The sequence below is a fragment of the Arthrobacter sp. P2b genome, from assembly GCF_900168295.1.
Classification (GTDB): domain Bacteria; phylum Actinomycetota; class Actinomycetes; order Actinomycetales; family Micrococcaceae; genus Arthrobacter.
On the sequence record NZ_FVZL01000001.1, the window covers coordinates 269,474 to 295,768 of the forward strand.

Below are 26,295 nucleotides of genomic sequence, written 5' to 3' on the forward strand. Positions count from 1 at the left end.
CCGTGGTCGGACTCGGGCAGCCGGTTCAACCCTCCTATTTGACCATGAGCGGAAGCCACAGCGAGAGTCCAGTTGGGCATGGAAAACGATCGCTTGCCCGGTGCACTGCCAGGACCAGGAATCACGGGGAGGGGGTTATGGTTTCTTCCACCATTTGCCGGGCCAGTCTTCGTCGATCGCCCACAACGCCAGGAGCAGCGCGTCAACTGTCATAAGGCCGGCAATAAGGTACGCCCAACCTGTCCACCAACCCATGGCAATCTCCTGACTGTATCCCCCAGCCACTCGATTGCTCCTAAGTGTGGCACTTAAAGCGCCGGTACGGAACGGCCCCCGGCCGCAGTCCTGAAAAGTGCCTCAAGCCGGTAATGCGCCTCGGTTTCCAGCTTCAGGCGGCGGGTCAGCTTCTCCACCTGCTGGGACATCTCCGCCCCCACCGGAAGCCGGTCCCCGGGCCAGTTCCAGACGTCCCGTGATTCAGCCAGCGCCTCGGCCAGTGCTTGGGCGGCGGCCCGCACCTTCCGGGAGTGCAGGTAGAGGCGCAGCAGCGCTTTGGCCTTGCCCGCGCCGGCCGCCAGTACCTCCCGCACTATGAAGTCGAGTCCGACGGCGGGCTTCGCGGCTGCGTGCTCCATCCGAACTTCGGGCTTCGCGGCTGCATCCACCGCGGACACTTCGGGCGCGGCCCCGTCCGCTGTGGACGCGTCCGGCCGCGCAGCGGCGAGCGCCACTTTGTGGTTCCTGAAATTGTGGTGTGCCATAGCCGCTTTGCCTTCCCCAAGCCGTCCAGCCCGCGGGCGGGTCGCCTTTGACCCGCCCGCGGAGACTGCTGCCTGGCTACGAGTGTCCCGGCCCTTGCTCAACGTCCGGGCAAGTGCATCCCAAGATTTGCGCAAGATCCGGCAGTGTTCCCGGCGCCCGGGGCGAACCCGCGAATAGGGCGCTGCCGGCACATGCGAAGGCTGCTTCGCACTTTGTACGCGTGTGACATGCCGCGGGCCGGTTAATACTGTAGAAAGTAGGAATGGTCTCTCCCTCCGAACTCCGCCGCGCCGTCGTGATCGAGGACGATCCGGACATCCGGGGGCTGCTGGTCCGTGTCCTGACGAAGCAGGGTTTCGAGGTCACCTACGCGGCTGCGGGCCTGGTGGGAGTGGAGGAAGTCCGCCGCAGCCAGCCGGACCTGGTGACTCTGGACCTGAACCTGCCGGACCTGGACGGCCTGGAAGTGTGCAAGCTGCTTCGCGAGTTTTCGGATGCCTTTATCGTGATGCTGACCGCCCGCGCCGATGAGCTGGACAAGCTCACCGGCCTGGACAACGGCGCGGACGAATACATCAGCAAGCCGTTCAGCCCGCGCGAACTCCAGTCCCGGATCAACGCCCTTTTCCGCCGCCGGCCGTCCGCCGCGGCGGACTCCGCGGCCCGCAGTGAGCTGGAGCGCGCCACCGAAGTCCAGCAGAGCCTGCTGCCCAAGGAAGACATCCGGGTGGAAGGCTACGACGTTGCCGGCGTTTTCCGCCCGTCCCGCAGCGTGGGCGGCGACTTCTACGACTGGTACCAGACCCCCGAGGGACTCCACCTCACCTTTGCTGACGCCATGGGCAAGGGCATGGGTGCTGCGCTGATCGCCGCCACGGTCCGGGCCGTCATGCGGTCCACCGGGCACCGTCCGGACCTTGACGGGGCCTTCGCCTCCGCCAGCAAGGCCATCGCCACGGACCTCGATTCATCCAACTCCTTCGTTACGCTGTTCCACGCCCGCCTTGACGCCGCGTCCGGGAACGTCAGCTATGTCGACGCCGGACACGGGCTTGCGCTGCACGTCCAGTCCGGCGGGACCGCCTACCGCCTCCCCTCCGGCGGCCCGCCCGTCGGCGCCTGGGCAGGAACGCAGTGGCCGCAATCCGGGCTGGAACTGGCTCCCGGGGACTCCCTGGTGGTGGTCAGCGACGGCGTGCTGGACGTCTTCGACTCCGTGGAAGACTTCACCGCGGCTGTCCAGCAGGCAACGCAGGGCAACGGCTCTGCGCAGGCAGCCAGCAGTGCCATCATGGCTCTTGCCCCGGCCGAGACCGCCGAGGACGATGTCACGGTGGTGGTGGTCCGCCGGCTGCCGCAGGAGGTGGCTGCATGACCCGCTTCTGGACGCGGCTGGTGGTGGTGCTGACCGTCCTCACCGGCCTTAACTACATCGCCTGGCGCTGGGCGGCCTCCCTGAACTGGGATGCGTGGTGGATCGCGCTGCCGCTGGTGATCGCCGAAACCTACAGCCTCATCGACGTGATGCTCTTCGGCATGACGGTCTGGAAACTGAAGATCCGCAAGGGCGCACCGCCGCCTCCCGCGGACGCCACCGTGGACGTCTTCATCACCACCTACAACGAAGACCTGGATATGGTGATGACCACCGCGCTGGCCGCCCAGAAGATCCGGCACCCGCACAGCACCTGGATCCTGGACGACGGCGCCCGCCCCGAGCTCAAGGCCCTTGCCGAAGAGCACGGGCTGGGCTACGTCACGCGCAGCGGGGACTGGACTCCGGACCTCCCCCGGCACGCCAAGGCCGGCAACCTCAACAACGCACTGATGCAGACGGACGGGGAGTTCCTCCTGATCCTGGATGCGGACCAGATCCCCGAGCCGGACATTTTGGAAAAGACCCTCGGCTACTTCAACAACCGCCGGGTGGCCCTGGTCCAGACGCCCCAGTACTTCAGCAACGTTCCCGCCGATGACCCGCTCGGCAGCCAGGCACCCCTGTTCTACGGCCCCATCCAGCAGGGCAAGGACGGCTGGAACGCCGCTTTCTTCTGCGGCTCCAACGCCATCCTGCGCCGCGAAGCCCTCATGCAGCTGGGCCTGGTGGGCTATGTGAAGGAAACCGAGAAGAGCATCCGCCGCGCGCTGGCGGCCTCCCGCTCGGCCATCAGGCAGGCCCGGAAGTCCGCCGACGTGGAAACGCCCCTGGTGGCCGAGGTGCTGGACGAAGTGGAGGCCGCCACCCGCGAGGCCCAGCAGGAACTCGAAGCCGGCCAACCGCTCAGCGAAATCACCTACCGGGTCCGCCGCCGCGTGGACTCCGCCGTCCAGACCCTGGTGCTGGCCGACGTCGAGGCGCTGCAGTCCGACCTGGAGGAAATCGCCGCCATGGAACTCGCCCACGTGGGCGAATCCGGCGTGCCCGTGGTGGCGGACGACGCCGTCCAGCGGATGTCGCGCCGCGACTGGTCCCCCCTGGGCGCCCTGGAATCCGTCCAGGCCGTCCTGGACGCGCTCTCCGTGGAACGCAACGACGAAGCCCAGCCGGTGATGCCGCTGGCCACCATCTCCGTCACGGAGGACATGGCAACTGCCATGCGCATGCACGCCATGGGCTGGCAGAGCGTCTACCACCACGAGGTCCTCGCCTACGGCCTGGCCCCGGAGGACCTGAAGACGATGCTCACCCAGCGGCTGCGCTGGGCACAGGGAACCATCCAGGTGCTGCTCCGGGAAAACCCGCTGGTGCAGAAGGGCCTCAAGCTCGGCCAGCGGCTCATGTACTTCGCCACCATGTGGACGTACCTGAGCGGCTATGCGGCTGTCATCTACTTCGCGGCCCCCATCATCTACCTCCTGCTGGGCATCCTGCCGGTCACCAGCCTGAGCTGGGACTTCTTTGTCCGGTTCATCCCGTTCATGGTGGTCAACCAGCTCCTGTTCGCCGTCGCCGGCCGCGGCATCCCCACCTGGCGCGGCCAGCAGTACAGCCTGGCGCTGTTCCCCACCTGGATCAAGGCGTGTTCGACGGCGGCACGGAACGTGTGGTTCGGCCGTCCCCTCGGATTCGCCGTCACCCCCAAAGCCCGCCAAAGCGGCGGACCCAGCTGGAGCCTCATCCAGCCCCAGATCGTGGTGTCGGTCCTGCTTGCCGTGGCCGCCGTCGTCGGCATCATCCGCCTGGCCACCGGACTGGCCGAACCGCTGGGCACCCTCGTCAACGTGGCGTGGGTCATTTTCGACCTGGTGGTCATGAGCATCCTGGTCCGCGCCGTGCTCTACAAGGGCTACGAACCGGCCGCAGAACCTGCAAACACAGAGAGGAATCCCGATGGAGTTTAGCTATGAGGTCAAGGACTCATATGCGGAGGTCAAGGCGGACGGGCGGCTCAACATGGTCTCCGCGCCCAAGCTGCGCGAGTTTGTGACCGACGTAATCGCCGGCGGATCGAACCGGATCGTGGTGAACCTCGAGAACACCGCATTCATGGACTCCTCGGGGCTCGGCGCGCTGATCGGCTGCCTTAAGGCGGCCCGGCAGGCAGGCGGCGACCTCCGGATCGCGGCCGTCCAGCCGCAGGTCAAGATGGTCCTGCAGCTCACCAGCATGGACAAGGTGCTGACCGCCTACGCCTCCGCCGCCGAGGCGTTCAGCAATGACTGAGGTCCTCGCCTCGCGCAGCTACCGGGGACTGGCTGCGGAGGACGCCATCGAATCAGTCCACAATGACCTGGACAGCCTCTGGCTGGACGTCCCGTTCGTAGGGGACATGGACCAGATGACGTTCACGACGGCGGTGATCGAGTCCGCGTCCAACATCGTCCAGCACGCCGAGCCGGCAGGGCAGGACCCCGTGGAGCTGGGCGTGGACATCGAAGTCCGGCCCACCGTGCTGCAGGCCCGCGTCAGCGCGTACCATGCCAAGCCGCCATTCGGCCCGATGGAACCCGGGGCGCCCGGCGAGGATGCTGAGTCCGGCCGCGGACTGGCGCTCATTGAGGCGCTGGTCACCACCGTCACCTTCGAGCGGCAGGACGGCACCAACACCTGGGTACTGTCGCGGACCTCGTCCCGCGACTAGGAACGTGGGCGCCGGCCCGGGCAGCGGGCCGGCGCCCTTCGCGTTTCAGGAACCGGCGGGAAAGTGCACCGATACGGTGGTGCCGCCGCCGGGCGTCTCACTGATGGCCAGTTCTCCCCCGTGCGACTGGGCGATCCGCCGGCAGGTGGCCAGGCCAAGACCGGTCCCGGGGCCGTCACCGGGACGGTTCAACCGGACCAGCGGCTGCAGTGCCCGCTCCCGGTCGGCCGGCAGGATGCCCTTGCCGTTGTCCGCCACGTGCACGGTGACCCCGCGGGGGCAGGTGCCGGCAGTCACCGCTACTTCAAGGGCGCGTTGCGGGCTGCGGTAGTTCATGGCGTTGGCCAGCAGGTTCTGGACCAGGGTGCGCAGCTGCGCACGGTCGGCAAACAGCTCTGCGTCTTCGCACAGGATGCCGCTGCCCAGCCCGAGGTCCACGCCAAGGTCCTGGGCAGCCTCTGCCGTCACCGCCAGCAGGGACACCCGCTCCCGGTTCAGGGAGCCGTCCGTGCGGGAGTAATCCAGCACGTCATCGAGGGTTCCGAGCATGCGCCGCCCGCCACTGGCGATCAGCCCCAGGTATTCCATGGACGGATGGTCCGGTGCGATGCCGGGATCATCTTCCGCGAGCTCCACGTATCCCAGGATGGTGGTCAGGGGCGTCCGCAGGTCATGGCTGACACGTCCCGCGAACTCTGCCAGCATGGCGTTGCTGCGCCGGAGCTCGGCCAGGGCGTCGTTCAACTGGAGGGTGCGGTGCTGCAGCTCGAAGAGCTCCACTGCCTGCTGCGCCAGCACCTCCAGCAGGTCTATCTGATCCGGCGTGGGAAGCGCAGCCTCCGTGGAAAACACGCACAGGGAGCCCAGCACCAGCCCGGCTGAGGTTTTCAGCGGCACCGACGCATAGAAGCGGACATCGGCAATTTCCCCTGTGACGAAAGGGTTGGCCGCGAAGCGCGGGTCCTGGGATGCGTCACGCACCACGGTGGTGCCGGGGCCCATAAACACGGTGGCGCACATGGAATCCTCGCGCGAGCAGATGCCGGCGTCGATTCCCGAGGCAGCAACCTGCAGCTGCTGGCTGGACGTGATGATGTTGACAACGCCGTACGGGACACCGCACAACGATGCGGCGAGGCGCACCAGGTTATTGAGGGCACGCTGGGCCCGGTCATCGACCAGCGCCGGTATGGTCCCGGGGCTCGCGGGCACCAGCCCGTACTCCCGCAGGTCAACGTCCCGCCCGGCATCCTGTTCGGTCAGCATTTGCATAGCCGCCCCGTCCGTATTCACTTGATATTCCATTATTGGTTGACACGGCCTGCGGCCCCTCCGCGATAATACCGGCTGCGCGGAACAGCCGTTGTACTCTCTTGACACCAGTCGTTGACTGCCCTTAGATATTACGTATGCTGAAATAACAGTTCCATGATGCGGAAGCCTGGTTTGCGATCTCATCGCTGCCGGGTGCCGGGAAGTCCGGCCTCCGCATAGCCGTCACCATGGATGCCAGCATTCGTACCGAGGAACCAGCCAGCATGAAGCTTGCCGAATTCAACACCGCGGACCCGGCCGCCGCCGCGGACACCCTCCGGCCCTGCATCGACATCACCAGATGGGTGGACACCGTCGCCGCCGCCCGGCCCTTCGCCAGCAAGGAAGCCCTGTTGGCCTTCGCATCCGAAGCGGCCAACCCGTTCACCGCTGCCGAGGTGGAATCAGCGATGGCGCACCATCCACGGATCGGGGAACGCCCGACGGCGGGCACCACCGAGGCATCCATGTCCCGTTCCGAGCAGGCCGGCGTCGACCCCGCCGATGCCGCGGCCGCGGAGGCCCTGGCCAAGGGCAACCGGGACTACGAGGAAAAGTTCGGCCGGGTCTTCCTGATCCGCGCCGCCGGGCGCACCGCCCCGGAAATCCTGCAGTCCCTCAACGAACGCCTCACCAACACCCCCGCCCAGGAGGACACCATCGTGGCCCAGCAGCTGCGTGAAATTGCCGTCCTGCGGCTGGAAGGACTGATCAGCGAATGAGCGTCTCCCACGTCACCACCCACATCCTGGACACCGGCGCCGGACGCCCGGCGGCCGGAGTCGCCGTCGTCCTTTTCCAGAACGACGGCGGCACCTGGCGCCGGCTGGCAGCATCCAGCACCGATGCGGACGGCAGGGCGAAAGACCTGGGCCCCGAGCAGCTGGAACCCGGCCACTACAAACTCAATTTCGCCACGGGCGACTACTACGCGGGGATGCAGACGGCCACATTCTTCCCGGAAGTGGATCTGGTCTTTGCAGTCACCGGGCCCGAGCACTACCACGTGCCGCTGCTCCTGAGCCCGTTCGCCTACTCCACCTACCGGGGCAGTTAGGCGGGCGGGCGGCGTCAAGCGGATTAACGCAATGTCGGCCCCGTCACAGATCCCGTCATAGGATCAGGAAGGAGACTAACCGAGGGGCCGCTTTGCAGCCTTGTGGCGGGCAGTGAGCCGCAGAAACTACGTGAGAGTGGATCATGGCTTCGAACAATGACCTTGAATCCGACGCCGATACCGAGGGCACCCAGCACGGCGGAGTCCAATCCGTGGAACGGGCACTGACCGTCCTGGAGATCCTGGCCCGGGAAGGCCATGCCGGCGTGAGCGAAATTGCCGAAGAAATGGGGATCCACAAGTCCACCGTCTCCCGCCTGATGGGATCCCTGGTGAGCCGCGAGATGGTCCACCAGAACAGCGACCGCGGCAAATACCAGCTGGGGTTCGGCATCCTGCGCCTCGCCAGTTCCATACCCGGCCGGCTGAGCCTGGTGCAGGAAGCCCGGCCCGTGCTGGAGAGCCTGGCCCTGGAATTCAAGGAAACCGTCAACCTGGCCGTCCTGCGTTCCAACTACGCGGTCAACGTGGACCAGGCCATGGGCCCGTCAACGCTTGCCACGTACGACTGGGTGGGCAGCCTGACACCCCTGCATGCAACGTCCAGCGGGAAGGTCCTGCTCGCCGCCCTGAGCGCGGACGAGCGCGACCGGATCCTGAAGGAAACCGGCCTGTCGGCGCGGACTCCGCGGACCATCACCAGCAGGAAAGAGCTGGAAACCCAGCTGCTCGACGTCGCCCGGAACGGCTACGCGGTGGTGAACGAGGAGTTCGAGATCGGCCTGACGGCTGCCGCCGTTCCGGTCTTCAACCACCTGGGCGTCGTCGTCGGGGCCGTGAGCATCTCGGGACCGGCCTTCCGTTTCATTCCCGAGGAGACGCCCGGCCTCATCGATGCACTCAAGCAGGCGGGACTGCAGATCAGCGCAAAGATGGGTTACACCGGCGGCCGCTGAACCACTTCGAGACGGGCTGCGGTTCTTCGCGTGAAAGCGGAGGGCCGCAGCCCTTTGGTGTTTAACAAGCAACAAAGGCAAAGACCCTTGACATCTCGTGTGCGCTGCGTCACGGTGTTGCATATAGTGATGCGTGTTGCTCATAGCGAGCGGCGCGTTTAACGCCACCGCAGCTTGGACAGCCAGCTCCCGCCACCGCCCCCAGGAGAACCACAGACCATGAGCGCATCACCACGCGTCGTCATCATCGGAGCCGGCATCGTCGGCACCAACCTTGCCGACGAACTCGCCGGCCGCGGCTGGACCAACATCACCGTCGTCGAGCAGGGTCCGCTGGAACTGGCAGGCGGGTCAACCTCGCACGCACCGGGCCTGGTGTTCCAGACCAATCCGTCCAAGACCATGACGGAGTTCGCCACCTACACCGTGAACAAGCTGCTCTCGCTCAGCGCCGACGGCGTCTCCTGCTTCAACCAGGTGGGCGGGCTCGAGCTGGCCACCACCGAGGCGCGGCTCGAGGACCTGAAGCGCAAGCTCGGCTACGCCACCTCCTGGGGTGTTGACGGCCGGCTGATCGACGCGGACGAATGCGAAAAGCACTGGTCGCTGCTGAACAGCGGAGCCCTGGCCGACGGGCGGCGGGTCCTGGGCGGCCTGTACGTCCCCTCGGACGGCCTGGCGTCCGCAGCCCGCGCCGTCCAGCTCCTGATTGCCAAGGCCCGCGCGGCAGGCGTGACGTTCCTGGGCTCCACACCGGTCACGGGCATCGAGCAGTCGGGCGGCAAGGTCACGGGTGTTGAAACGTCCGACGGCGTGATCCCGGCTGACATCGTGGTGTCCTGCGCCGGGTTCTGGGGCCGCGAGCTCGGCAAGATGGTGGGCCTGCAGGTGCCGCTCCTTCCCCTGGCGCACCAGTACGTCAAGACCACTCCGCTCGAGGGGCTGCGCGACGTCAACGAGCTTCCGAACGGCGCCAGCAAGCCCATCCTCCGCTACCAGGACCGCGACCTGTACTTCCGCGAGCACGGCAACCGGATCGGCATCGGCAGCTACGCGCACAAACCCATGCCCGTGGACATGGAACGGCTGCCGCGCGTCGGTGCCGGTGAGATGTCGGACCACAACATGCCGTCCCGCCTGGACTTCACCCTGGAAGACTTCGCCCCCGCCTGGGAGGACTGCCAGGACCTGCTGCCGTCCCTGCACGCGACACAGATCAACGACGGCTTCAACGGCATCTTCTCCTTCACCCCGGACGGCGGCCCGCTCATGGGCGAATCGCCCGACGTCGAAGGGTTCTTCGTGGCGGAGGCCGTGTGGGTCACCCACTCCGCCGGCGTGGCCAAGGCGATGGCCGAGATGCTGGTGGAAGGCGAGTCCCGCACGGACCTGCACGGCTGTGAAATCTCCCGCTTCGAGAAGGTGCAGACCTCCGACTCATACGTCAGCGAAACATCCCAGCAGAACTTCGTGGAAATCTACGACATCCTGCACCCGCTACAGCCCCGGGAAGCCCCGCGGGACGTGCGCGTGAGCCCCTTTAACGTCCGGCAGAAGGAACTGGGGGCGTTCTTCCTGGAGTCCGCGGCCTGGGAGCGGCCGCACTGGTTCGAGGCCAACCGCGGCCTGCTGGAGGAGCTGCCCGCCGAATGGCAGGCCCCGGAACGGGATGAATGGTCCGGCATGTTCCACTCCCCCATCTCCGCAGCCGAAGCGTGGAAGACGCGTACCGCCGTCGCGCTGTACGACATGACGCCGCTCAAGCGGCTCGCCGTCACCGGCCCCGGAGCCCTGGACCTGCTCCAGCGCCTCAGCACCGGCAACATCGCCAAGAAGCCCGGAGCAGTCACCTACTGCCTGCTGCTGGCGGACGACGGCGGCATCCGCAGCGACGTGACGATCGCGCGGCTTGGCGAGCAGGACTTCCAGCTGGGCGTGAACAGCAACGTGGACTTCGATTACCTGCGCATGGAGGCGCGGAAGCAGTCCGCCGGGGACCCGTCGCGGTGGGTGCATGTCACGGACATCACCGGCAGCACCTGCTGCATCGGCCTGTGGGGACCGCTGGCGCGTGAAGTGATGGCCAAGGTCAGCACCGACGACCTCAGCAACGACGGCCTGAAGTACTTCCGCACCAAGGAAATCAACATCGGCGGCATTCCCGTCACGGCAATGCGGCTCTCCTACGTGGGCGAGCTCGGCTGGGAGCTGTACACCACCGCCGAATACGGCCTGAAGCTGTGGGACCTGCTCTTCGAAGCGGGCCGGGAGCACGGCATCATCGCCGCCGGCCGCGGCGCCTTCAACAGCATGCGGCTGGAAAAGGGCTACCGGCTCTGGGGCACGGACATGACCACGGAGCACCACCCCTACCAGTCCGGCCTGGGCTTCTCCGTGGCCAAGGACAAGGTTGGGTACGTGGGCTGCGATGCGCTGGCCGACCGCAAGTCGCAGCCGGCGGCCAAGACGCTGCGTTGCCTGACGGTCGACGACGGCACCTCAGTGGTGCTGGGCAAGGAGCCTGTCTACGTCAACGGCGAAGCCTCGGGCTACGTCACCAGCGCCGCCTACGGCTTCTCCATCGGTAAACCGGTCGCCTACGCCTGGCTGCCGTCCGCCGTTGACGTCGGGGACGCCGTGGAGATCGAATACTTCGGCCGGCGCGTGGCCGCCACCGTCACCGCCGAACCGCTGTTCGACCCGGGCATGGAGCGCCTGCGCGGCTAAGCAAAGCAGTGGCTGGGCCCGCCGAAACCCCCGGTGGTTGAGCCTGTCGAAACCCGGCGGGCTCAACCACCTTTGGGTTCCGCTAACCCCCCAGCTGCACAGCCCCTTCGAGGTACCGCACGCACGTGCCGGAGAGCAGGGTGCGTGCGCCCTCCACGCGGCAAAGCACCGTGCCGCCCCTGGCCGAGAGCTGCCGGGCGGCCAGGACTGTGCTGCCCAGCCGGCCGGCCCAAAGCGGCGCAAGCTGGGAGTGGGCCGAACCGGTCACGGGGTCCTCGTCGATGCCGGCCCGGGCACCGAAGAACCGGGAGACAAAGTCATAGCCTGTTTCACCGCCTGCAGCGGTCACTACAACGCCGCGGACGGGCAGCTTCGCAAGCGCGCCAAAATCGGGCGACAGCGTGCGCACTGTCTCGGCATCCTCGACTAGGTGGATGAGGTCGGTGGCCAGGAAAGCCTCCAGCGCCGGAACCCCGAGGGCCTCGCTGACAACCGGGTCGACGGCCACCGGTTCGGGCATTTCGGAAGGGAAATCCAGGACGTAGCCCTCGCCGTCCCGCTCCACATACAGCCAGCCGCTGCGGCTCCAGAACTGCAGGCGCTTGGCGTCCGGGTGGACATCGGTGAAGAGGTACGACGCCGTGGCCAGGGTTGCATGCCCGCACAGGTCCACCTCGATAGCCGGCGTGAACCAACGGAGGTGGTAGGCGGGCTGCACAAAGTCGAAGGGCGTGGCCCCATCCGGGATCTCCGGGACGATGAAGGCGGTCTCGGAGAGGTTGTTCTCCTCGGCCAGCTGCTGGAGGACGCTGTCGTCCAGCCAGCGCTCCAGGGGCATCACGGCCGCCGGATTCCCTTCGAAAGGCCGGGTGGCGAAGGCGTCAATCTGGATCAGGGGTATGCGCATACTGTGTCCGCTTTCCTACGTATAGCCGGGAACATTCCCACTACCGTAGCGGCGGACTGGACTGCAAAGTTAGAGCCAGTTGGAGGAAGTGGCCTTGGCGCACACGGCGACGGCGGCCTTCCGCACTAAACGGAAGGCCGCCGTCGCTGTTTGTGGGGGTAGCCGCGGGTTATCCGGCCGTGGCCGGCTCCAGCGCCCCGGCAGCATCCTCCGCTGTTGCTTCGGTGTGCGGTTCGAAGCGGACGAACATGGCTTTGAAGCCCGGGGTGTTGGATTCCCGGGCGACGTTTTCCTTGTGGACCAGGGCGTTGGCTTCGGGGAAGTACGCGGCGGCGCAGCCCTTCGCGGTGGGGTAGGCCACGAGCCGGAACTTCTCCGCGCGGCGGTCAACGCCGCCGAAGGTGCTGACGACGTCCACGAGGTCGCGGTCGTTGTAGCCCTGTTCGGCGAGGTCCTCGGGGTGGATGAGGATCACGCGGCGGCCGCCGGAGATGCCGCGGTAGCGGTCGTCCAGGCCGTAGTAGGTGGTGTTGTACTGGTCGTGGCTGCGGATGGTCTGCAGCACCAGGTGCCCGGCCGGCGGGGTGAGGTATTCCAGCGGGCTGACGGTGAACCGGCCGCGGCCGATGTCCGTGGCGAACGAGCGGGTGTCCCGGGGCGGGTTGGGCAGCACGAAACCGTTTTTGGTCCGGACCCGGGCGTTGAAGTCCTCGAACCCGGGAAGGACCCGTTCGATGTGGTCCCGGATCACGTCGTAGTCCTCGGCCATGGCCTTCCAGTCCACGGAGTGGTCCGGGCCAAAGGTGGCCTCAGCCATCCGGGCTACGATCACCGGCTCGGCGAGCAGGTGCTCCGAGACCGGCGTCAGCCGGCCCTGCGTGGAGTGGACCACGGACATGGAGTCCTCCACGGACAGGAACTGCGCGCCCTTGGGGTGTTTGTCGTCCTTGTCGGTCCGGCCCAGGGTGGGAAGGATCAGCGAGGTGCGGCCGTGGACGATGTGGGAGCGGTTGGGCTTGGTGGAGATGTGCACGGTCAGCCCGATCCGCTGCATCCCTGCCTCCAGCATTTCGGTGTCCGAGCAGGCCAGGGAGAAGTTGCCGCCCATCGAGACGAACACGTCCACCTCGTTGCGTTCGAACGCCTCCATGGACTCCACGGCGTCGTAGCCGTGGTGCCGCGGGGAGGTAATGCCGAACTCGGTGTCGAGCGCTGTGAGGAGCCATTCCTTGGGTTTTTCCCAGATGCCCATGGTGCGGTCGCCCTGGACGTTGGAGTGGCCGCGCACGGGGCAGGCGCCGGCGCCTGGTTTGCCGAAGTTGCCCTGCAGCAGCAGGACGTTGACCATTTCCTTGATGGTGTCCACCGAGTGCGGCTGCTGCGTCACGCCCAGCGCCCAGCAGAAGATGGTGGCCTTGGACTTGATGAGCATCCCGGCGACGGTCTCGATCTGTTCCCGGGACAGGCCGGTGGCCTGCTCGGTCTCGGCCCAGTCCAGCTCCTTGCGGGCGTCGCGGTAGGCGTCGAACCCGTCGGTTTGGGCGGCGATGAAGGAATGGTCCACGACGGTCCCGGGGTTCCGTTCCTCCTCGGCCAGCAGCAGGTGGCCCAGCGCCTGGAACAGGGCCAGGTCCCCGCCGACCTTGATCTGCAGGTACTCGTCAGCCAGCGGCGTGCCGCCGCCCACCACACCTGAGACGGTCTGCGGGTCCTTGAAGTTGAACAGGCCCGCCTCGGGCAGCGGGTTGACCGCCACCACCTTGCCGCCCTTGTCCTTGCATTCCTTCAGCGCGGACAGCATGCGGGGGTGGTTGGTGCCGGGGTTCTGGCCCACCACGAAGATCAGCTCGGAATCGTGGATGTCCTCCAGGGACACGGTGCCCTTGCCGATGCCGATGGTCGGGTTCAGTGCCGAGCCGGAGGACTCGTGGCACATGTTGGAGCAGTCCGGCAGGTTGTTGGTGCCCAGCGCCCGTGCGAACAGCTGGTACATAAACGCGGTCTCGTTCGCGGTCCGGCCCGAGGTGTAGAACACGCACCGGTCAGCCGTGGTAGCCCGCATGTGCTCACCGATCAGCTCGAACGCCTCAGCCCAGGAGATCGGTGAGTAGTGGGTGTCACCTTCGCGGATTACCACCGGTTCACTCAGCCGGCCCTGGTTGCCCAGCCAATACTCCGTCTTGGTAGACAGCTCCGCGATGGAATGCTTAGCCCAGAACTCCGCCCCCACCGTGCGAAGGGTGTTTTCCTCGGCCACGGCCTTGGCGCCGTTCTCGCAGAACTCGGCGGCCTTTCGCTTCTTGTCCGACTCCGGCCACGCGCAGCCCGGGCAGTCAAAACCGCCGCGCTGGTTCAGCCGCAGCAACGACTGGGCCGTGCGGGTCACACCCGCCTGCGCCACCGCACGTTCCAGGGCGACCATCACGGCCTTCACGCCGGCCGCCTCGGTCTTGGGCTTATGGACTTCGAGGTCGTCCTCGTTGATGTCCGCAACGGGTGCGGGCTGCTTACCGAACTTCATTGTTCCAACTTCCTTACCGGCATACGTAGTTCTGGCACCAGCAAAGGCGCACCAAGGTTCCTGGCGCGCCTTTGCTGGACACTGCTGTTACTTCAATGGCTACTGGGCGACCTTCGCCAGGGTTTCCTGCTCAGCGCCGATGGTGGTGTTGTCGCCGTGGCCGGTGCGGACCACAGTCTCGGCCGGCAGCACCAGCAGCCGCTCCCGGATCGAGGCCAGGATGGTCGGGTAGTCGCTGTAGGACCGGCCTGTTGCCCCGGGACCGCCGTTGAACAGCGTGTCTCCGGTGAAGACCGTTCCTTCGCTTTCCAGGTAGAAGCAGGTGGAGCCCGGCGAGTGGCCAGGGGTGTGGATGGACCGCAGCGTCGCGCCGCCGACTTCGAACAGGTCACCATCGTGGTGCTCCCGGTCCGGCTTCGTGTCCGGGTAGACCTGCTCCCACAGCACCAGGTCCTCCGGGTTCAGCACGATCGGGGCGCCCACGGCGTCCGCAACCTCCCGGGCGGCGCCGATGTGGTCGTTGTGCGCGTGCGTCAGCAGGATGGCCTTGACCTTCCGGCCGCGGACTTGGTTGATGATCGCCGCGGCATCGTGCGGGGAGTCAATGATCACGCATTCCTCGTCGTTGCCGACGATCCAGACGTTGTTGTCCACATCCCACGTGCCGCCGTCGAGCGAAAACGTCCCCGAGGTGACCAGGTTTTCAATCTGTACTGCCATTACAGTTCCACCACCGAGCGCAGGACCTTGCCCTGGTGCATCTTTTCGAAGGCTTCCTCCACCTGGTCGATGGTGATGCGCTCCGACACGAAGGCGTCCAGGTCCAGGTTGCCCTGCTTGTAGTGGGACACCAGCATCGGGAAGTCGCGGGAGGGCAGGCAGTCGCCGTACCAGGAGGACTTCAGCGACCCGCCCCGGCCGAAGACATCCAGCAGCGGCAGCTCGAGCTGCATTTCCGGCGTCGGGACGCCCACCAGGACCACCCGGCCGGCGAGATCGCGGGCGTAGAACGCCTGCTTGTAGGTTTCGGGACGGCCGACGGCGTCAATCACCACGTCAGCGCCGTTGCCGCCGGTCAGCGCACGGATCGCCTCGACGGCGTCTTCCTGCTTGGAGTTCACCCCGTGTGTGGCACCCAGGGACTTGGCCATCTCGATCTTGTTGTCATCAATGTCCACGGCGATGATCGTCGTGGCACCGGCCAGCTTGGCCCCGGCGATCGCCGCGATGCCCACACCGCCGCAGCCGATCACGGCCACGGACTCGCCGCGCTTGACCTCGCCGGTGTTGATCGCCGCGCCGATGCCGGCCATCACACCGCAACCGAGCAGGCCCACCGCGGCAGCATCAGCTTCAGGGTCCACCTTGGTGCACTGCCCCGCCGCGACCAGCGTCTTCTCCGCAAACGCGCCGATACCCAGCGCGGGAGACAGCTCGGTGCCGTCCTCCAGGGTCATCTTCTGGGTGGCGTTGGCCGTGTTGAAGCAGTACTGCGGCTGGCCCTTGGCACACGCCCGGCACTGGCCGCACACCGCACGCCAGTTCAGTATCACGCGATCGCCCGGGACGACCTCGGTGACGTCCGGACCAACAGCACTGACCACACCGGTGGCCTCATGGCCCAGCAGATACGGGAACTCGTCACCGATGCCGCCCTGCTTGTAATGCAGGTCAGTGTGGCAGACGCCGCAGGTGAGAATATCCACCAGCGCCTCCCCCGGACCCGGGTCCGGCACCAAGATGGTCTCCAGCGACACCGGGGCATCCTTCTCCCGGGCGATGACGGCTTGAACTTTATGGACCATTGTTCTCGTGTTCCTTTCCTGGACCCGGGCGGATCCGGCGACTCGGCACCACGTGCCAATCTAGCTGACGCAAATGTGCCTGACGAGGCCGTCCTCCTGGTTTGCCAGCCGCAACCAATTGCGTATTACACAACCAATTGCGCATAGCGCTACAGGAAAATATGACAGTGGCCACAGCACCTGTCAATAGATATATCAGTACGGAGTGCTTAATCTGCTGCCCGCAGTAGGCTGGATGGCATGGCTTCTGAACAACCCCCTGCCGAGCGGCGCGAAGTAACAGTGCGCCGGGCCCCCAAATATGTGCCCTTCCTGATCCTTGGCGCATTGGTGGGGATTGCGGCCGCGGCGGTAGTGGCGTACGGCCTTCCCGGGAACGCCAGCTTCGATGCCGGCTCGGTCTTCGGCTTCTTCCTGGTGATGTTTGCCGGCTTCGGTGCCATCCTGGGCGCCGCGCTGGCCCTTATCCTGGACCGCCGCAGTATCAAGCGCCGGCAGCGGGCCGTGGTGGAGTCAGTTCCCGACTCTGAGCCGGACACCGATCCCCAGCCCTAGCTCCGGTCATAAACCGCGGGCCGGAAAAGTCATACCCCATGTCGTGAGATAATCGACCAGTGGCACGCGGCGATGGAAAACTTTCCCATGATCTTCTCCCTGGCGAAAAAGGCCCGCAGGACGCTTGTGGCGTCTTCGGAGTCTGGGCACCAGGTGAAGAAGTAGCAAAACTTACCTATTACGGGCTGTATGCACTGCAGCACCGCGGTCAGGAGTCGGCTGGTATAGCCACCAGCGACGGCAAGCGGATCAACGTCTACAAGGACATGGGACTTGTCTCCCAGGTCTTCGACGAGACCACGCTGAACACCCTGACCGGGCACCTGGCCGTCGGCCACTGCCGCTACTCCACTACCGGCGCAAGCCACTGGGCCAACGCCCAGCCCACCCTCGGTGCCACCAGCACCGGCACCGTGGCCCTGGCGCACAACGGCAACCTGACCAACACCGCCGAGCTCAACGCCATGATCCTGGAACGCAACGGCGGCAACCTCACCGGTGAAATGAAGCAGGGCAACACCTCGGACACCGCCCTGGTCACGGCCCTGTTGGAAGGCGAAGAGGGCAAGACCCTCGAGGAGACCGCCACCGAACTCCTGCCCAAGATCAAGGGCGGCTTCTGCTTTGTCTTTATGGACGAAGGCACCCTCTACGCCGCGCGGGACACCTACGGCATCCGCCCGCTGGTCCTTGGCCGGCTGGAGCGCGGCTGGGTGGTCGCCTCGGAGCAGTCCGCACTGGCAACCGTGGGCGCCAGCTTCATCCGCGAAATCGAGCCCGGCGAGTTCATCGCCATCGACGAAGAGGGCGTGCGTTCCAAGCGCTTCGCCGAGCCGACGCCGGCCGGCTGCGTTTTCGAATACGTCTACCTTGCGCGCCCGGACGCCGCCATCGCCGGCCGCTCCGTCTACGAATCGCGCGTGGAGATGGGCCGCCAGCTGGCCCGGGAAAACACCCAGGTTGCGGACATCGTCATTCCGGTTCCGGAATCCGGCACCCCTGCCGCGGTGGGCTACGCCGAGGAATCCGGCATCCCCTTCGCCCACGGCTTCGTCAAGAACTCCTACGTGGGCCGTACCTTCATCCAGCCCTCGCAGACCCTCCGCCAGCTGGGTATCCGGCTCAAGCTCAACGCCCTTGAGTCCGTGATCCGCGGCAAGCGCGTGGTGGTGGTGGATGATTCGATCGTCCGCGGCAACACCCAGCGCGCCATCGTCCGGATGCTCCGGGAGGCCGGCGCCGCCGCCGTGCACGTCAAGATTTCCTCCCCGCCCGTCCAGTGGCCCTGCTTCTACGGCATCGACTTCGCCTCCCGGGCGGAACTGATCGCCAACGGCGCCACCATCGAGGAGATCTCGCAGGCCATCGGTGCCGACTCGCTGGCGTACATCTCCGAGGACGGCATGATCGGCGCCACCCGGCAGCCGCGCGAACGCCTCTGCACCGCCTGCTTCACCGGCAAGTACCCCATCGAACTCCCGGGTTCGGACAAGCTGGGCAAGAACCTTTTGGAGCGCACCGACCTGGGCGGCCTGAAGCCCTCCCCGTCCGCCCTCCCGGGCCAAACTGCGGCCCTTGCCGTGGACCCCGAAGTGGACCCGGCCGAGAAGTCCGGTGCCACCGGCTGCGACCCCGGACCGGACTCCGAGTTTGAAAACCTGCTGACCGAAGCCGACCTCGTGCCAGACGTACACGCCGCTGCCGGCGCTGACAAGAAAGAGTCCGTATGACTTCCGCTAGCCCCGCCAACAACTCCGGCATCACCTACGCCTCCGCCGGCGTCGATGTTGAAGCCGGCGACCGCGCCGTCGAGCTCATGAAGGGTGCCATCAAGGCAACCCACAACTCCTCGGTGATCGGCGGGGTAGGCGGCTTCGCCGGCCTCTATGACGTCTCCCGGCTGCTGACCTACAAGAAGCCGCTCCTTGCCACCTCCACCGACGGCGTGGGCACCAAGGTTGCCATCGCCCAGGCCATGGACATCCACGACACCATCGGTTTCGACCTGGTGGGTATGGTGGTGGACGACATCGTAGTGGTGGGCGCCGAACCCCTGTACATGACCGACTACATCGCCTGCGGCAAGGTGGTGCCGGAGCGCATCGCAGACATCGTCCGCGGCATCGCGGCTGCCTGCTCAGTTGCCGGCACGGCGCTGGTGGGCGGGGAAACCGCCGAGCACCCGGGCCTGCTGGGCGAGCACGAGTACGACGTCGCCGGTGCTGCCACCGGTGTCATCGAGGCGGACCACCTCCTGGGCCCGGAGCGCGTCCGCGCGGGCGACGTGGTGATCGGCATGGCCTCCTCAGGCCTGCACTCCAACGGCTACTCCCTGGTGCGCCGCGTGATCAACCACGCCGGCTGGGCACTGGACCGCCAGGTTTCCGAACTCGGCCGTACCCTGGGCGAGGAGCTTCTGGAGCCCACCCGCGTCTACGCCGCGGACTGCCTGGACCTGGCCCGCACGTTCCCGGTGACGGGCAGCGCTGCCGTTCACGGCTTCAGCCACGTGACCGGCGGCGGCCTCGCCGCCAACCTGGCGCGCGTCCTCCCCCAGGGGCTCGTGGCCACGTTGGACCGCGCCACCTGGGAACTGCCGGCCATCTTCAAGCTGGTGTCCGAGCTGGGCAACGTCCCGCTGGCGGACCTGGAGCGCACCCTCAACCTTGGCGTGGGCATGGTGGCCATCGTTTCCCCCGAAGCAGCGGACGCCGCCGTAGCCCGCCTGAACGACCGTGGCCTCCCGTCCTGGGTCATGGGCACCGTCACGGAGGATTCGGACTCAATCCTGAAGTCCGGCCCGGACTATGTCCAGGGCGCCAAGGGCGTGGACGGCGGCGCAGTCCGCCTGGTCAACGCCTACGCGTAAGCACTACTCCCGCGGGCGCTCCGCGGCTGCCCTTTGACGGGCGGCTGCGGGGCGCCGCTGCGTTTAACCCTGTACCTGGATGAGATTCAGGATCCCGCCCTGCGCATCGCGGATGGTGGCCAACGAACCATTCCCCGGGCGGTCGTCCGGCTCCACAAGAATCCCGCCGCCAGCGGCCACTGCGGACTGTACGGCTGCGGCAAGGTCGGCAACACCAAAGTAAATCTGCCAGCCGGCTTCCTCCCCCGCCTCGGCAGGGACAACCCCGGCCACCTCCTCACCCTGCACCAGCAGCGTGCTGTAGCTGCCGCCATCGTCCTGTGGATATTCGGTGACCTCATGCCCCAAAAGCTGCTGGAGGAAGCCGACGGCGGCCTGCGGTTCGGGCGTTGACAGTTCCGCCCATGCCAGTGCACCGGGTTCGTCGTACAGGTGGCTTCCTGTATGCGTTCCGGCCTGCCAGATGCCGGTAGTACCGCCCCCGGGAGGCCTCAGAAAAGCGAGGACGCCGGTATCCCCTACTGTTTCGGGTCCGAACTCCGCAGCCCCGCCGGCGTGGCCGGCGTCCTGCACAGTGGCTGCGGCATCACTGCAGGCGAGGTAGATGTTCCACTGGGCATGGGTTCCGGCAGCCTGCTGCAGCGGGTTTTGCGGGGCGATGACCGCGACGAGCTGCCCATTCATGAAGGCCCGGGCGAAGCTGCGGCCATCCGGCGTGGGCAGGTCTTCATACGTCCAGCCGAACACCGTCGCGTAAAAGTCCTTGGCAGCGGCAACATCGGGTGTCTGCAGGTCCGCCCAGCAGGGCTCACCCTCGGCGTACTTGGTGCGGGCAGTCATGCGGTCAGGCTACCAGTGCGGGCAGGACTGCCCGGCAAACCGGCAACAAAAAGCCCGCTGCCCGCACCTTTGAAGGTGCGGACAGCGGGCTTTCCAACTGAAGTCAGGACCCTGGATCCATTGGAATCAGGGTACTGAAAAAGAAGCGCTGCACTGATCCATCGGAAACTGCAGAAACACCTGCTGCATCCATTGGTGCCGCGGCGTCACAGGGCTGCCGCCCTCAGGCGTTGGCAGCTTGCGACAACTAGCCGATCCGACGGGTGTCTACCTCGTCGTCGTCTTCTTCCAAATCATCCGCGTACTTATCCACATAAGCCGAATAGTCCGGTTCGACCGGCTCATTCGCATAATGGCTCGTGGCACGACTGCCTGGACCCGTCAGCTCACGCTGAAGTGCCGAGTAGTCAGTGTTCGGGGAGTAGTACTTGATATCCCGAGCCTGCTTGGTAGCTTTTGCCTTTTGACGGCCGCGCCCCATGGCGTGACCCCCTTTTGTACTTGGACCGGAGGTGGTCACCTTGGCGTAGGTGAGGCCCCGGAATGTTTGGTCAATTTGTCGTACACCTAGATTACATGCTTTCCGCCTGCCCTGCTTGCCAGACGGGACGCCCTGCCGTGGTTTGCGCTACTATTCCCCTGCTCCACCCGCGAGTTTCCAGCTTTTTTCTTCGGTAGAGTCGCTAAAACAACTGCCGAAACTGGACGGCTGACAGGCTGCCACCGCGGAAAGAACGCAGGAGGATGCACCCACGTGAACAACCAGGACGTCCCGCCGAAGCCCACCTCGCCGCCCACTGGCGGCCTTCCGAAGGTTCCTGCCGGGAACGAGGACCCCGGCCGCGGGCACAGCCCAGCCGCAGGCCCTGCCCCCGCTCCCGAATCCGTCACCTGGTCCCAGCATGTGCCGGAAGCGAAGCCAAGGATGCGGGCACGAACCAAACGCGCGCTGTGGAAGGCATTCTTCGTCGTCGTGCTCCTGGCCGTGGTCAGCGGACTGGTGTGGCTCGCAATCTGGCTGAATTCCGGCCAAGGTTCCCAAACAGCGGATGCCGAAACTTCCGGCGTGCTTGAGACCTCTGTCACCCCGCCCGCAACACCGCTGCCCCTGCCGCGGGAAGGAGTGCCGGCCACTGAGTATGCGCTGGGCGACTGTTTCGCCGACTTCAACCCCGAAGCGCTGGCGTCCAGGGTGGTCCCGTGCGACACAGGCCATTCCGCACAGCTGGTGGCAGTCTTCCGCTACCCGGAGGCCGGGGACTACCCCGGGGCGGACGCGCTCAAGGCCAAAGCACTGGAAGCCTGCCAGGCTGCCAGGCTGGGCCCGGCGGCCGACCAGTACCCGCTCAATTTCCAGCGCAGCTTCCCCAGCGATACCAGCTGGGGCTCCGGGGACCGCAGGGTGGACTGCTACGTGACTGCAGACGGCGGCAACGTCATCAACGCGAGCGTGCTGCCCTAGCGGCCAGGCCGCCAGGGCAGCACACCCTTTATGCGTTTAGTCCTTCCGACGGACGGAGAGTCCGGAATTTGACGCGCCGGTCAGGGCGTCCACGTCGCCTGTTGCCAACTCCCCTAGGTCGGCCGCGGTGTCCACGAGCACGGTGTCGCCGTCGCTGATGTCCCCGGAGAGGATGGCTTTCGCCAGCCGGTCGCCGATCTCGCGCTGGACCAGGCGGCGGAGCGGCCGGGCGCCGTAGGCGGGATCGAAGCCGGAGATGGCGAGCCAGGCCTTCGCCCCGTCGGTAACCTCCAGCGTGAGCCGGCGTTCGTGCAGGCGCCGCCCCAGTTCACCCACGTGCAGTTCCACGATGCGTGAGAGTTCCTCCACAGTGAGCGCGTCGAACAGCACCACTTCGTCCAGCCGGTTCAGGAACTCCGGCTTGAAGGAGGCGTTCACGGTTGCCATCACGGCGTTCCGCTTGGCTTCGGCGTCCAGGTTCTGGTCAACCAGGAACTGGCTGCCCAGGTTGGAGGTCAGCACCAGGATGACGTTGCGGAAGTCCACGGTACGGCCCTGGCCGTCGGTGAGGCGGCCGTCGTCGAGCACCTGCAGGAGGATGTCGAAGACTTCGGGGTGGGCCTTCTCCACCTCGTCCAGCAGCACCACTGAGTAAGGCCGGCGCCGGACGGCCTCCGTGAGCTGGCCGCCTTCCTCATAGCCCACGTAGCCCGGAGGTGCACCCACAAGCCGTGCCACGGAGTGCTTCTCGCCGTACTCGGACATGTCGATCCGGACCATGGCGCGCTCGTCGTCGAACAGGAAGTCCGCCAGGGCCTTGGCCAGCTCGGTCTTGCCCACGCCGGTGGGGCCCAGGAAGAGGAACGAACCGGTGGGCCGGTTGGGGTCGCTGATGCCTGCCCGGGCACGGCGGACGGCGTCGGACACGGCCGTGACGGCCTTGCCCTGGCCGATGAGCCGTTTCCCCAGCTCCTCCTCCATGTGGAGCAGCTTCTGGCTTTCACCCTGCAGCATGCGGCCGGCCGGGATGCCGGTCCAGGCGGAGATGACCTCGGCGATGTCGTCCGCGGTCACCTGCTCCGCCACCATCTGCGAGGACTTGTCCGTGACGGCGGCTTCGGCCTCCGCGGCGGCGTTCAGCTCCCGCTCCAGTGCAGGGATTTCGCCGTAGAGCACGCGGGACGCCGTCTCCAGGTCGCCTTCACGCGCCGCTTTTTCATAGGCGCCACGCAGCTCGTCCAGCTTTGCCTTGAGGTCGCCGACCCGGTTGAGGCCGGCCTTTTCAGCCTCCCAGCGGGCCTTGAGCGCGTTCAGCTCCTCTTCCTTGTCCGCCTTGTCAGCCCGCAGGGCAGCAAGGCGCTCGACGGAGGCCTCGTCCTTTTCACCCTGCAGAGCCAGCTCTTCCATGGTGAGCCGGTCCACAACACGCTGCAGCTGGTCCACTTCCTCCGGTGCGGAGTCGATCTCCATCCGGAGCCGGGACGCGGCCTCGTCCACCAGGTCGATGGCCTTGTCCGGAAGCTGGCGGCCGGAGATGTAGCGGTTGGAGAGCGTAGCGGCCGCCACCAGGGCCGAATCGGAGATGGTGACCTTGTGGTGCGCCTCGTAGCGCTCCTTGAGTCCGCGGAGGATGCCGATGGTGTCCTCCACGCTGGGCTCGCCCACGTACACCTGCTGGAAGCGGCGTTCCAGGGCGGGATCCTTTTCGATTTTCTCGCGGTATTCATCAAGCGTGGTGGCACCGATCAGCCGCAGCTCGCCGCGGGCCAGCATGGGCTTGAGCATGTTGCCCGCGTCCATGGAGGAATCGCCGGTTGCACCCGCACCCACCACCGTGTGGATCTCATCGATGAAGGTGACAATCTGGCCTTCGGAGTTCTTGATCTCCTCCAGCACGGCCTTCAGCCGCTCCTCGAACTCACCGCGGTACTTGGCGCCGGCCACCATGGACGCCAGGTCCAGGGCGATCAGGGTCTTGCCGCGCAGGCTTTCCGGCACGTCCCCGGCCACGATGCGCTGGGCCAGCCCCTCGACGACGGCGGTCTTGCCCACGCCGGGTTCACCGATGATCACGGGGTTGTTCTTGGTGCGGCGGCTCAGGACCTGCACGATGCGCCGGATCTCCGTGTCCCGGCCGATCACCGGGTCAAGCTTTCCGGACCGCGCCATGGCGGTAAGGTCCGTGCCGAACTTCTCCAGCGACTGGAAGGTGTTCTCCGGGTCCGGGTTATCCACCTTGCGGTCACCGCGGACACCCGGAAGGGCGGCGAGCAGCGCTTCACGGGAGGCGCCGGCGTCGCGCAACGCCCGGGCTGCTGCATCGTTTCCGCCCGCGAGGCCCAACAGGAGGACCTCGGTGGAGACGAAGGTGTCGCCCAGCCGGTCCGCCTCTTCCTTGGCATTCTGGATGGCCTGCAGGGCAGGACGGGAAAGCTGTGCCTGCTGGCTGGAGCCACCGGAAGTGGCCGGCAGCGCCTTGATGGCGCTGCTCGCCTGGACACTGACGGCGTCCGGGTCGGCGCCGGTGGCGCGCAAGAGCGCGACGGCGACGCCCTCGCGCTGATCCATCAGCGCCTTGAGCAGGTGGGCGGGTTCCACCTGCGGATTGCCTGCCGTGGAGGCGTTCATGGCCGCAGCCGAGAGAGCCTCCTGGCTCTTGGTAGTGAATTTGACGTCCAAAGAGAGCTCCTTTCGGGGATAAAGTTTTCTAAGTTGAGTCTACTACGCTCAACTCTGGTTTTGGGCCGGTTCCATACCCTGTTTGCCTACAGCAAAACACCTCGATAACGCTGGCGACAGGGGCTACCGGCCCTATTGGGCCCACATAATGGTGGTTCCCCTTCCCGGGCTGCGCACTCTAGGATCGGGCGTGGGACCGCGGTGGACGTTCCGCCGGCCCATTTTGAGAGGGGACAGTCAATGAAGAAGTTCGTTGTTCTTTACCTTGGACCGAAGGCAGCCCAGGAGCAGATGCAGGAAAGCACGCCGGAAGCGGCCCAGGAGGGCATGAAAGCCTGGATGGAGTGGGCAGCCCGCGCCGGTGAGGGCATTCTGGACATGGGCAATCCATTGGGGGCCGGCAAGGAAATTACCAGCACCGGCGCGTCTGACACCACAAACGGCGTGGCCGGCTATGCCATTGTCCAGGCGGAGAACCTTGAGTCCGCGCAGGCCCTGTTCGACGGCCACCCACACCTGATGATGCCCGGTTCCAGCATCCAGGTGTACGAATCCCTGGACCTGCCGGGAATGTAGAGCCCAACCGGTCGATCGGGAACCCCGGTGAAAGCTGTCATCTGCGGGGCCGGAATCAGTGGGTTCTCCAGCGCGGCGTTCCTGGCCCGTGGCGGCTGGGACGTGGTTGTGGTGGAGCAGTCCGAGGGTCCTCGGCTGCTGGGGTACATGATCGATTTCTTCGGCCCCGGGTGGCGTGCAGCGGCCAGTTTGGGCATCGTCCCCCGGCTCCATGAGTTGGGCTACCGGGTCCGGCAGGTGGACTACGTTGACCGGAAAGGCAGGGCACGGGCCACCCTTCCCTTCTCCGGATTCGCGCAGGTTGCCGGTGGCGGGCTGGTCAGCATCCTCCGCCCGGACCTGGAACGTGCCATTCGCGAAGCAGTGCCTCCCGGCGTGGAGCTTCAGTACGGCCGCACCGTAGTGTCGGTGGGCCAGAGCCGGGAGTCCGTGGCGGTGACCCTTGACGACGGCCAGGTGCTGGAGGCCCACCTGCTCATCGGCGCCGACGGGATCCACTCCGTGACCCGTGAGCTCGCCTTCGGCCCGGAAGACGGGTTCTTCCGCTATCTCGGCTTCCACGTGGGCGCCTACTCCTTCAGCGACCCGGAACTCGCCGCCCGCCTCGGGAACCGGTTCGCCATCACGGACACCCGGAACGAGGCGATGTTCTTCTACCTGCTCCGTGACGGCCGGATCACCGCCATGGCCGTCCACCGCACGGACAGTCCCGGGCTTCCGGAGGATCCCCGGGCACTGCTCCGGTCCAGGTACGGCGGCCTGGGGTGGATCTGCCCTGCCGCCCTGGAGCAATGCCCGCGGGACATCTACTACGACCAGGTAGCCCAGATCAGGATGCCCCGCTGGCACACGGGCCGCGTTGTCCTGGTGGGTGACTCCGCTGCAGCCGTTTCACTGCTCGCGGGCCAGGGCGCATCCCTCGGCATGGCTGCTGCCGGTGTGCTGGCCGAGGAACTGGGGCGCCACTCAACGATCAGCCGTGCCCTGGAATCCTTCGAAGCCAGGGTGCGCCCCGCGGTACTGGAGCACCAGAAGGCCGGCGCAGCTGCCGCCCAGTGGTTTGTCCCGGGAACCAGGCGAGCCGCATTCGCCCGCCGCACCGCCATCCGGCTTGCCGGCATCCCGGGCATGAAGCGGGTCATCAGTTCAGCAGTCATCGGAAAATCCGGCGCAGCACTCTAAG

The 26,295-nt window shown here is 66.4% G+C and carries 23 protein-coding genes; 14 read left to right on the plus strand and 9 right to left on the minus strand.

Features of this window, described 5'->3' with window-relative positions:
- Positions 1–308: 308 nt before the first annotated feature.
- Positions 309–761 (minus strand): hypothetical protein, encoded by a 453-nt coding sequence (locus tag B5520_RS22950; RefSeq protein ID WP_254865436.1) that lies wholly within the window; start codon positions 759–761, stop codon positions 309–311.
- A 263-nt stretch (positions 762–1,024) separates the two neighbouring features.
- On the opposite strand from B5520_RS22950, the gene B5520_RS01195 reads away from it, so the two are divergent.
- From B5520_RS01195 to B5520_RS01210, 4 genes are read left to right on the plus strand one after another with little or no spacing between them, the layout of a single operon-like run.
- Positions 1,025–2,137, plus strand: a complete 1,113-nt coding sequence (locus tag B5520_RS01195) for a PP2C family protein-serine/threonine phosphatase (protein WP_079595231.1) — start codon at positions 1,025–1,027, stop codon at positions 2,135–2,137.
- The gene (locus tag B5520_RS01200) at positions 2,134–4,104 is read left to right on the plus strand and encodes a glycosyltransferase family 2 protein (RefSeq protein ID WP_079595232.1); all 1,971 of its coding nucleotides are present in this window, start codon (positions 2,134–2,136) and stop codon (positions 4,102–4,104) included. Before B5520_RS01195 ends, B5520_RS01200 begins: the two co-directional genes overlap by 4 nt.
- The gene (locus B5520_RS01205) at positions 4,094–4,426 is read left to right on the plus strand and encodes an STAS domain-containing protein (RefSeq protein WP_079595233.1); all 333 of its coding nucleotides are present in this window, start codon (positions 4,094–4,096) and stop codon (positions 4,424–4,426) included. The genes B5520_RS01200 and B5520_RS01205 overlap by 11 nt, the downstream gene beginning before the upstream one ends.
- A complete protein-coding gene (locus B5520_RS01210; RefSeq protein ID WP_079595234.1) occupies positions 4,419–4,844 on the plus strand; it encodes an ATP-binding protein in 426 nt (141 codons plus the stop codon). The genes B5520_RS01205 and B5520_RS01210 overlap by 8 nt, the downstream gene beginning before the upstream one ends.
- A 45-nt stretch (positions 4,845–4,889) precedes the next feature.
- On the opposite strand, the gene B5520_RS01215 is transcribed toward B5520_RS01210, so the two are convergent.
- Positions 4,890–6,116 carry a GAF domain-containing sensor histidine kinase gene (locus B5520_RS01215; RefSeq protein ID WP_079595235.1) on the minus strand — a complete coding sequence of 409 codons (1,227 nt, stop codon included), beginning with the start codon at positions 6,114–6,116 and terminating at the stop codon, positions 4,890–4,892.
- A 266-nt stretch (positions 6,117–6,382) separates the two neighbouring features.
- Here B5520_RS01215 and uraD point away from each other — a divergent pair, with 266 nt between their 5' ends.
- The 4 genes from uraD (at position 6,383) to B5520_RS01235 (ending at position 10,898) form a co-directional block, all read left to right on the plus strand.
- Positions 6,383–6,880 (plus strand): 2-oxo-4-hydroxy-4-carboxy-5-ureidoimidazoline decarboxylase, encoded by a 498-nt coding sequence (gene uraD / locus B5520_RS01220; protein WP_079595236.1) that lies wholly within the window; start codon positions 6,383–6,385, stop codon positions 6,878–6,880.
- Entirely contained in the window at positions 6,877–7,215 is a 339-nt protein-coding gene (gene uraH / locus B5520_RS01225) for a hydroxyisourate hydrolase (protein ID WP_079595237.1), read from the plus strand. The genes uraD and uraH overlap by 4 nt, the downstream gene beginning before the upstream one ends.
- Positions 7,216–7,358: 143 nt before the next feature.
- Entirely contained in the window at positions 7,359–8,171 is an 813-nt protein-coding gene (locus B5520_RS01230) for an IclR family transcriptional regulator (RefSeq protein ID WP_079595238.1), read from the plus strand.
- Between the two features lie 219 nt (positions 8,172–8,390).
- Positions 8,391–10,898 carry a GcvT family protein gene (locus B5520_RS01235; protein WP_079595239.1) on the plus strand — a complete coding sequence of 836 codons (2,508 nt, stop codon included), beginning with the start codon at positions 8,391–8,393 and terminating at the stop codon, positions 10,896–10,898.
- Positions 10,899–10,980: 82 nt separating this feature from the next.
- On the opposite strand, the gene B5520_RS01240 is transcribed toward B5520_RS01235, so the two are convergent.
- The 4 genes from B5520_RS01240 to B5520_RS01255 all read right to left on the minus strand — a co-directional run bounded on the left by B5520_RS01240 (position 10,981) and on the right by B5520_RS01255 (position 16,131).
- Positions 10,981–11,805, minus strand: coding sequence for a PhzF family phenazine biosynthesis protein (locus B5520_RS01240; RefSeq protein WP_079595240.1), 825 nt, complete (start codon positions 11,803–11,805; stop codon positions 10,981–10,983).
- 169 nt (positions 11,806–11,974) lie between these two features.
- Positions 11,975–14,326 (minus strand): FdhF/YdeP family oxidoreductase, encoded by a 2,352-nt coding sequence (locus B5520_RS01245; protein ID WP_079595241.1) that lies wholly within the window; start codon positions 14,324–14,326, stop codon positions 11,975–11,977.
- 99 nt (positions 14,327–14,425) lie between these two features.
- Entirely contained in the window at positions 14,426–15,046 is a 621-nt protein-coding gene (locus B5520_RS01250) for an MBL fold metallo-hydrolase (RefSeq protein ID WP_079595242.1), read from the minus strand.
- Positions 15,046–16,131 carry an S-(hydroxymethyl)mycothiol dehydrogenase gene (locus tag B5520_RS01255; protein WP_079595243.1) on the minus strand — a complete coding sequence of 362 codons (1,086 nt, stop codon included), beginning with the start codon at positions 16,129–16,131 and terminating at the stop codon, positions 15,046–15,048. Before B5520_RS01255 ends, B5520_RS01250 begins: the two co-directional genes overlap by 1 nt.
- Before the next feature lie 240 nt (positions 16,132–16,371).
- Here B5520_RS01255 and B5520_RS01260 point away from each other — a divergent pair, with 240 nt between their 5' ends.
- Genes B5520_RS01260 through purM form a run of 3 tightly spaced genes read left to right on the plus strand, consistent with a single transcriptional unit; the run spans position 16,372 to position 19,555 of the window.
- The gene (locus B5520_RS01260; RefSeq protein ID WP_079595244.1) at positions 16,372–16,686 is read left to right on the plus strand and encodes a hypothetical protein; all 315 of its coding nucleotides are present in this window, start codon (positions 16,372–16,374) and stop codon (positions 16,684–16,686) included.
- A 59-nt stretch (positions 16,687–16,745) separates the two neighbouring features.
- On the plus strand, positions 16,746–18,416 hold the full coding sequence (gene purF, locus B5520_RS01265; RefSeq protein ID WP_079595245.1) for an amidophosphoribosyltransferase: 1,671 nt from the start codon (positions 16,746–16,748) through the stop codon (positions 18,414–18,416).
- Complete coding sequence (gene purM, locus B5520_RS01270) at positions 18,413–19,555, plus strand: phosphoribosylformylglycinamidine cyclo-ligase (RefSeq protein WP_079595246.1); 1,143 nt, start codon at positions 18,413–18,415, stop codon at positions 19,553–19,555. The genes purF and purM overlap by 4 nt, the downstream gene beginning before the upstream one ends.
- Positions 19,556–19,618: 63 nt before the next feature.
- Here the strand turns inward: purM and B5520_RS01275 are convergent, their stop codons facing one another.
- A complete protein-coding gene (locus tag B5520_RS01275) occupies positions 19,619–20,395 on the minus strand; it encodes a VOC family protein (protein WP_079595247.1) in 777 nt (258 codons plus the stop codon).
- 247 nt (positions 20,396–20,642) lie between these two features.
- Positions 20,643–20,876 carry a DUF3073 domain-containing protein gene (locus B5520_RS01280; protein ID WP_050053419.1) on the minus strand — a complete coding sequence of 78 codons (234 nt, stop codon included), beginning with the start codon at positions 20,874–20,876 and terminating at the stop codon, positions 20,643–20,645.
- A gap of 273 nt (positions 20,877–21,149) precedes the next feature.
- Here B5520_RS01280 and B5520_RS01285 point away from each other — a divergent pair, with 273 nt between their 5' ends.
- Positions 21,150–21,857 (plus strand): septum formation family protein, encoded by a 708-nt coding sequence (locus B5520_RS01285; RefSeq protein ID WP_079595248.1) that lies wholly within the window; start codon positions 21,150–21,152, stop codon positions 21,855–21,857.
- A 36-nt stretch (positions 21,858–21,893) separates the two neighbouring features.
- On the opposite strand, the gene clpB is transcribed toward B5520_RS01285, so the two are convergent.
- Entirely contained in the window at positions 21,894–24,536 is a 2,643-nt protein-coding gene (gene clpB, locus B5520_RS01290) for an ATP-dependent chaperone ClpB (RefSeq protein WP_079595249.1), read from the minus strand.
- Between the two features lie 240 nt (positions 24,537–24,776).
- Here clpB and B5520_RS01295 point away from each other — a divergent pair, with 240 nt between their 5' ends.
- Both B5520_RS01295 and B5520_RS01300 read left to right on the plus strand, forming a co-directional pair.
- The gene (locus B5520_RS01295) at positions 24,777–25,112 is read left to right on the plus strand and encodes a YciI family protein (RefSeq protein WP_079595250.1); all 336 of its coding nucleotides are present in this window, start codon (positions 24,777–24,779) and stop codon (positions 25,110–25,112) included.
- Positions 25,113–25,139: 27 nt separating this feature from the next.
- A complete protein-coding gene (locus B5520_RS01300; RefSeq protein WP_079595251.1) occupies positions 25,140–26,294 on the plus strand; it encodes an FAD-dependent monooxygenase in 1,155 nt (384 codons plus the stop codon).
- The last annotated feature ends 1 nt before the right edge of the window (position 26,295 follow it).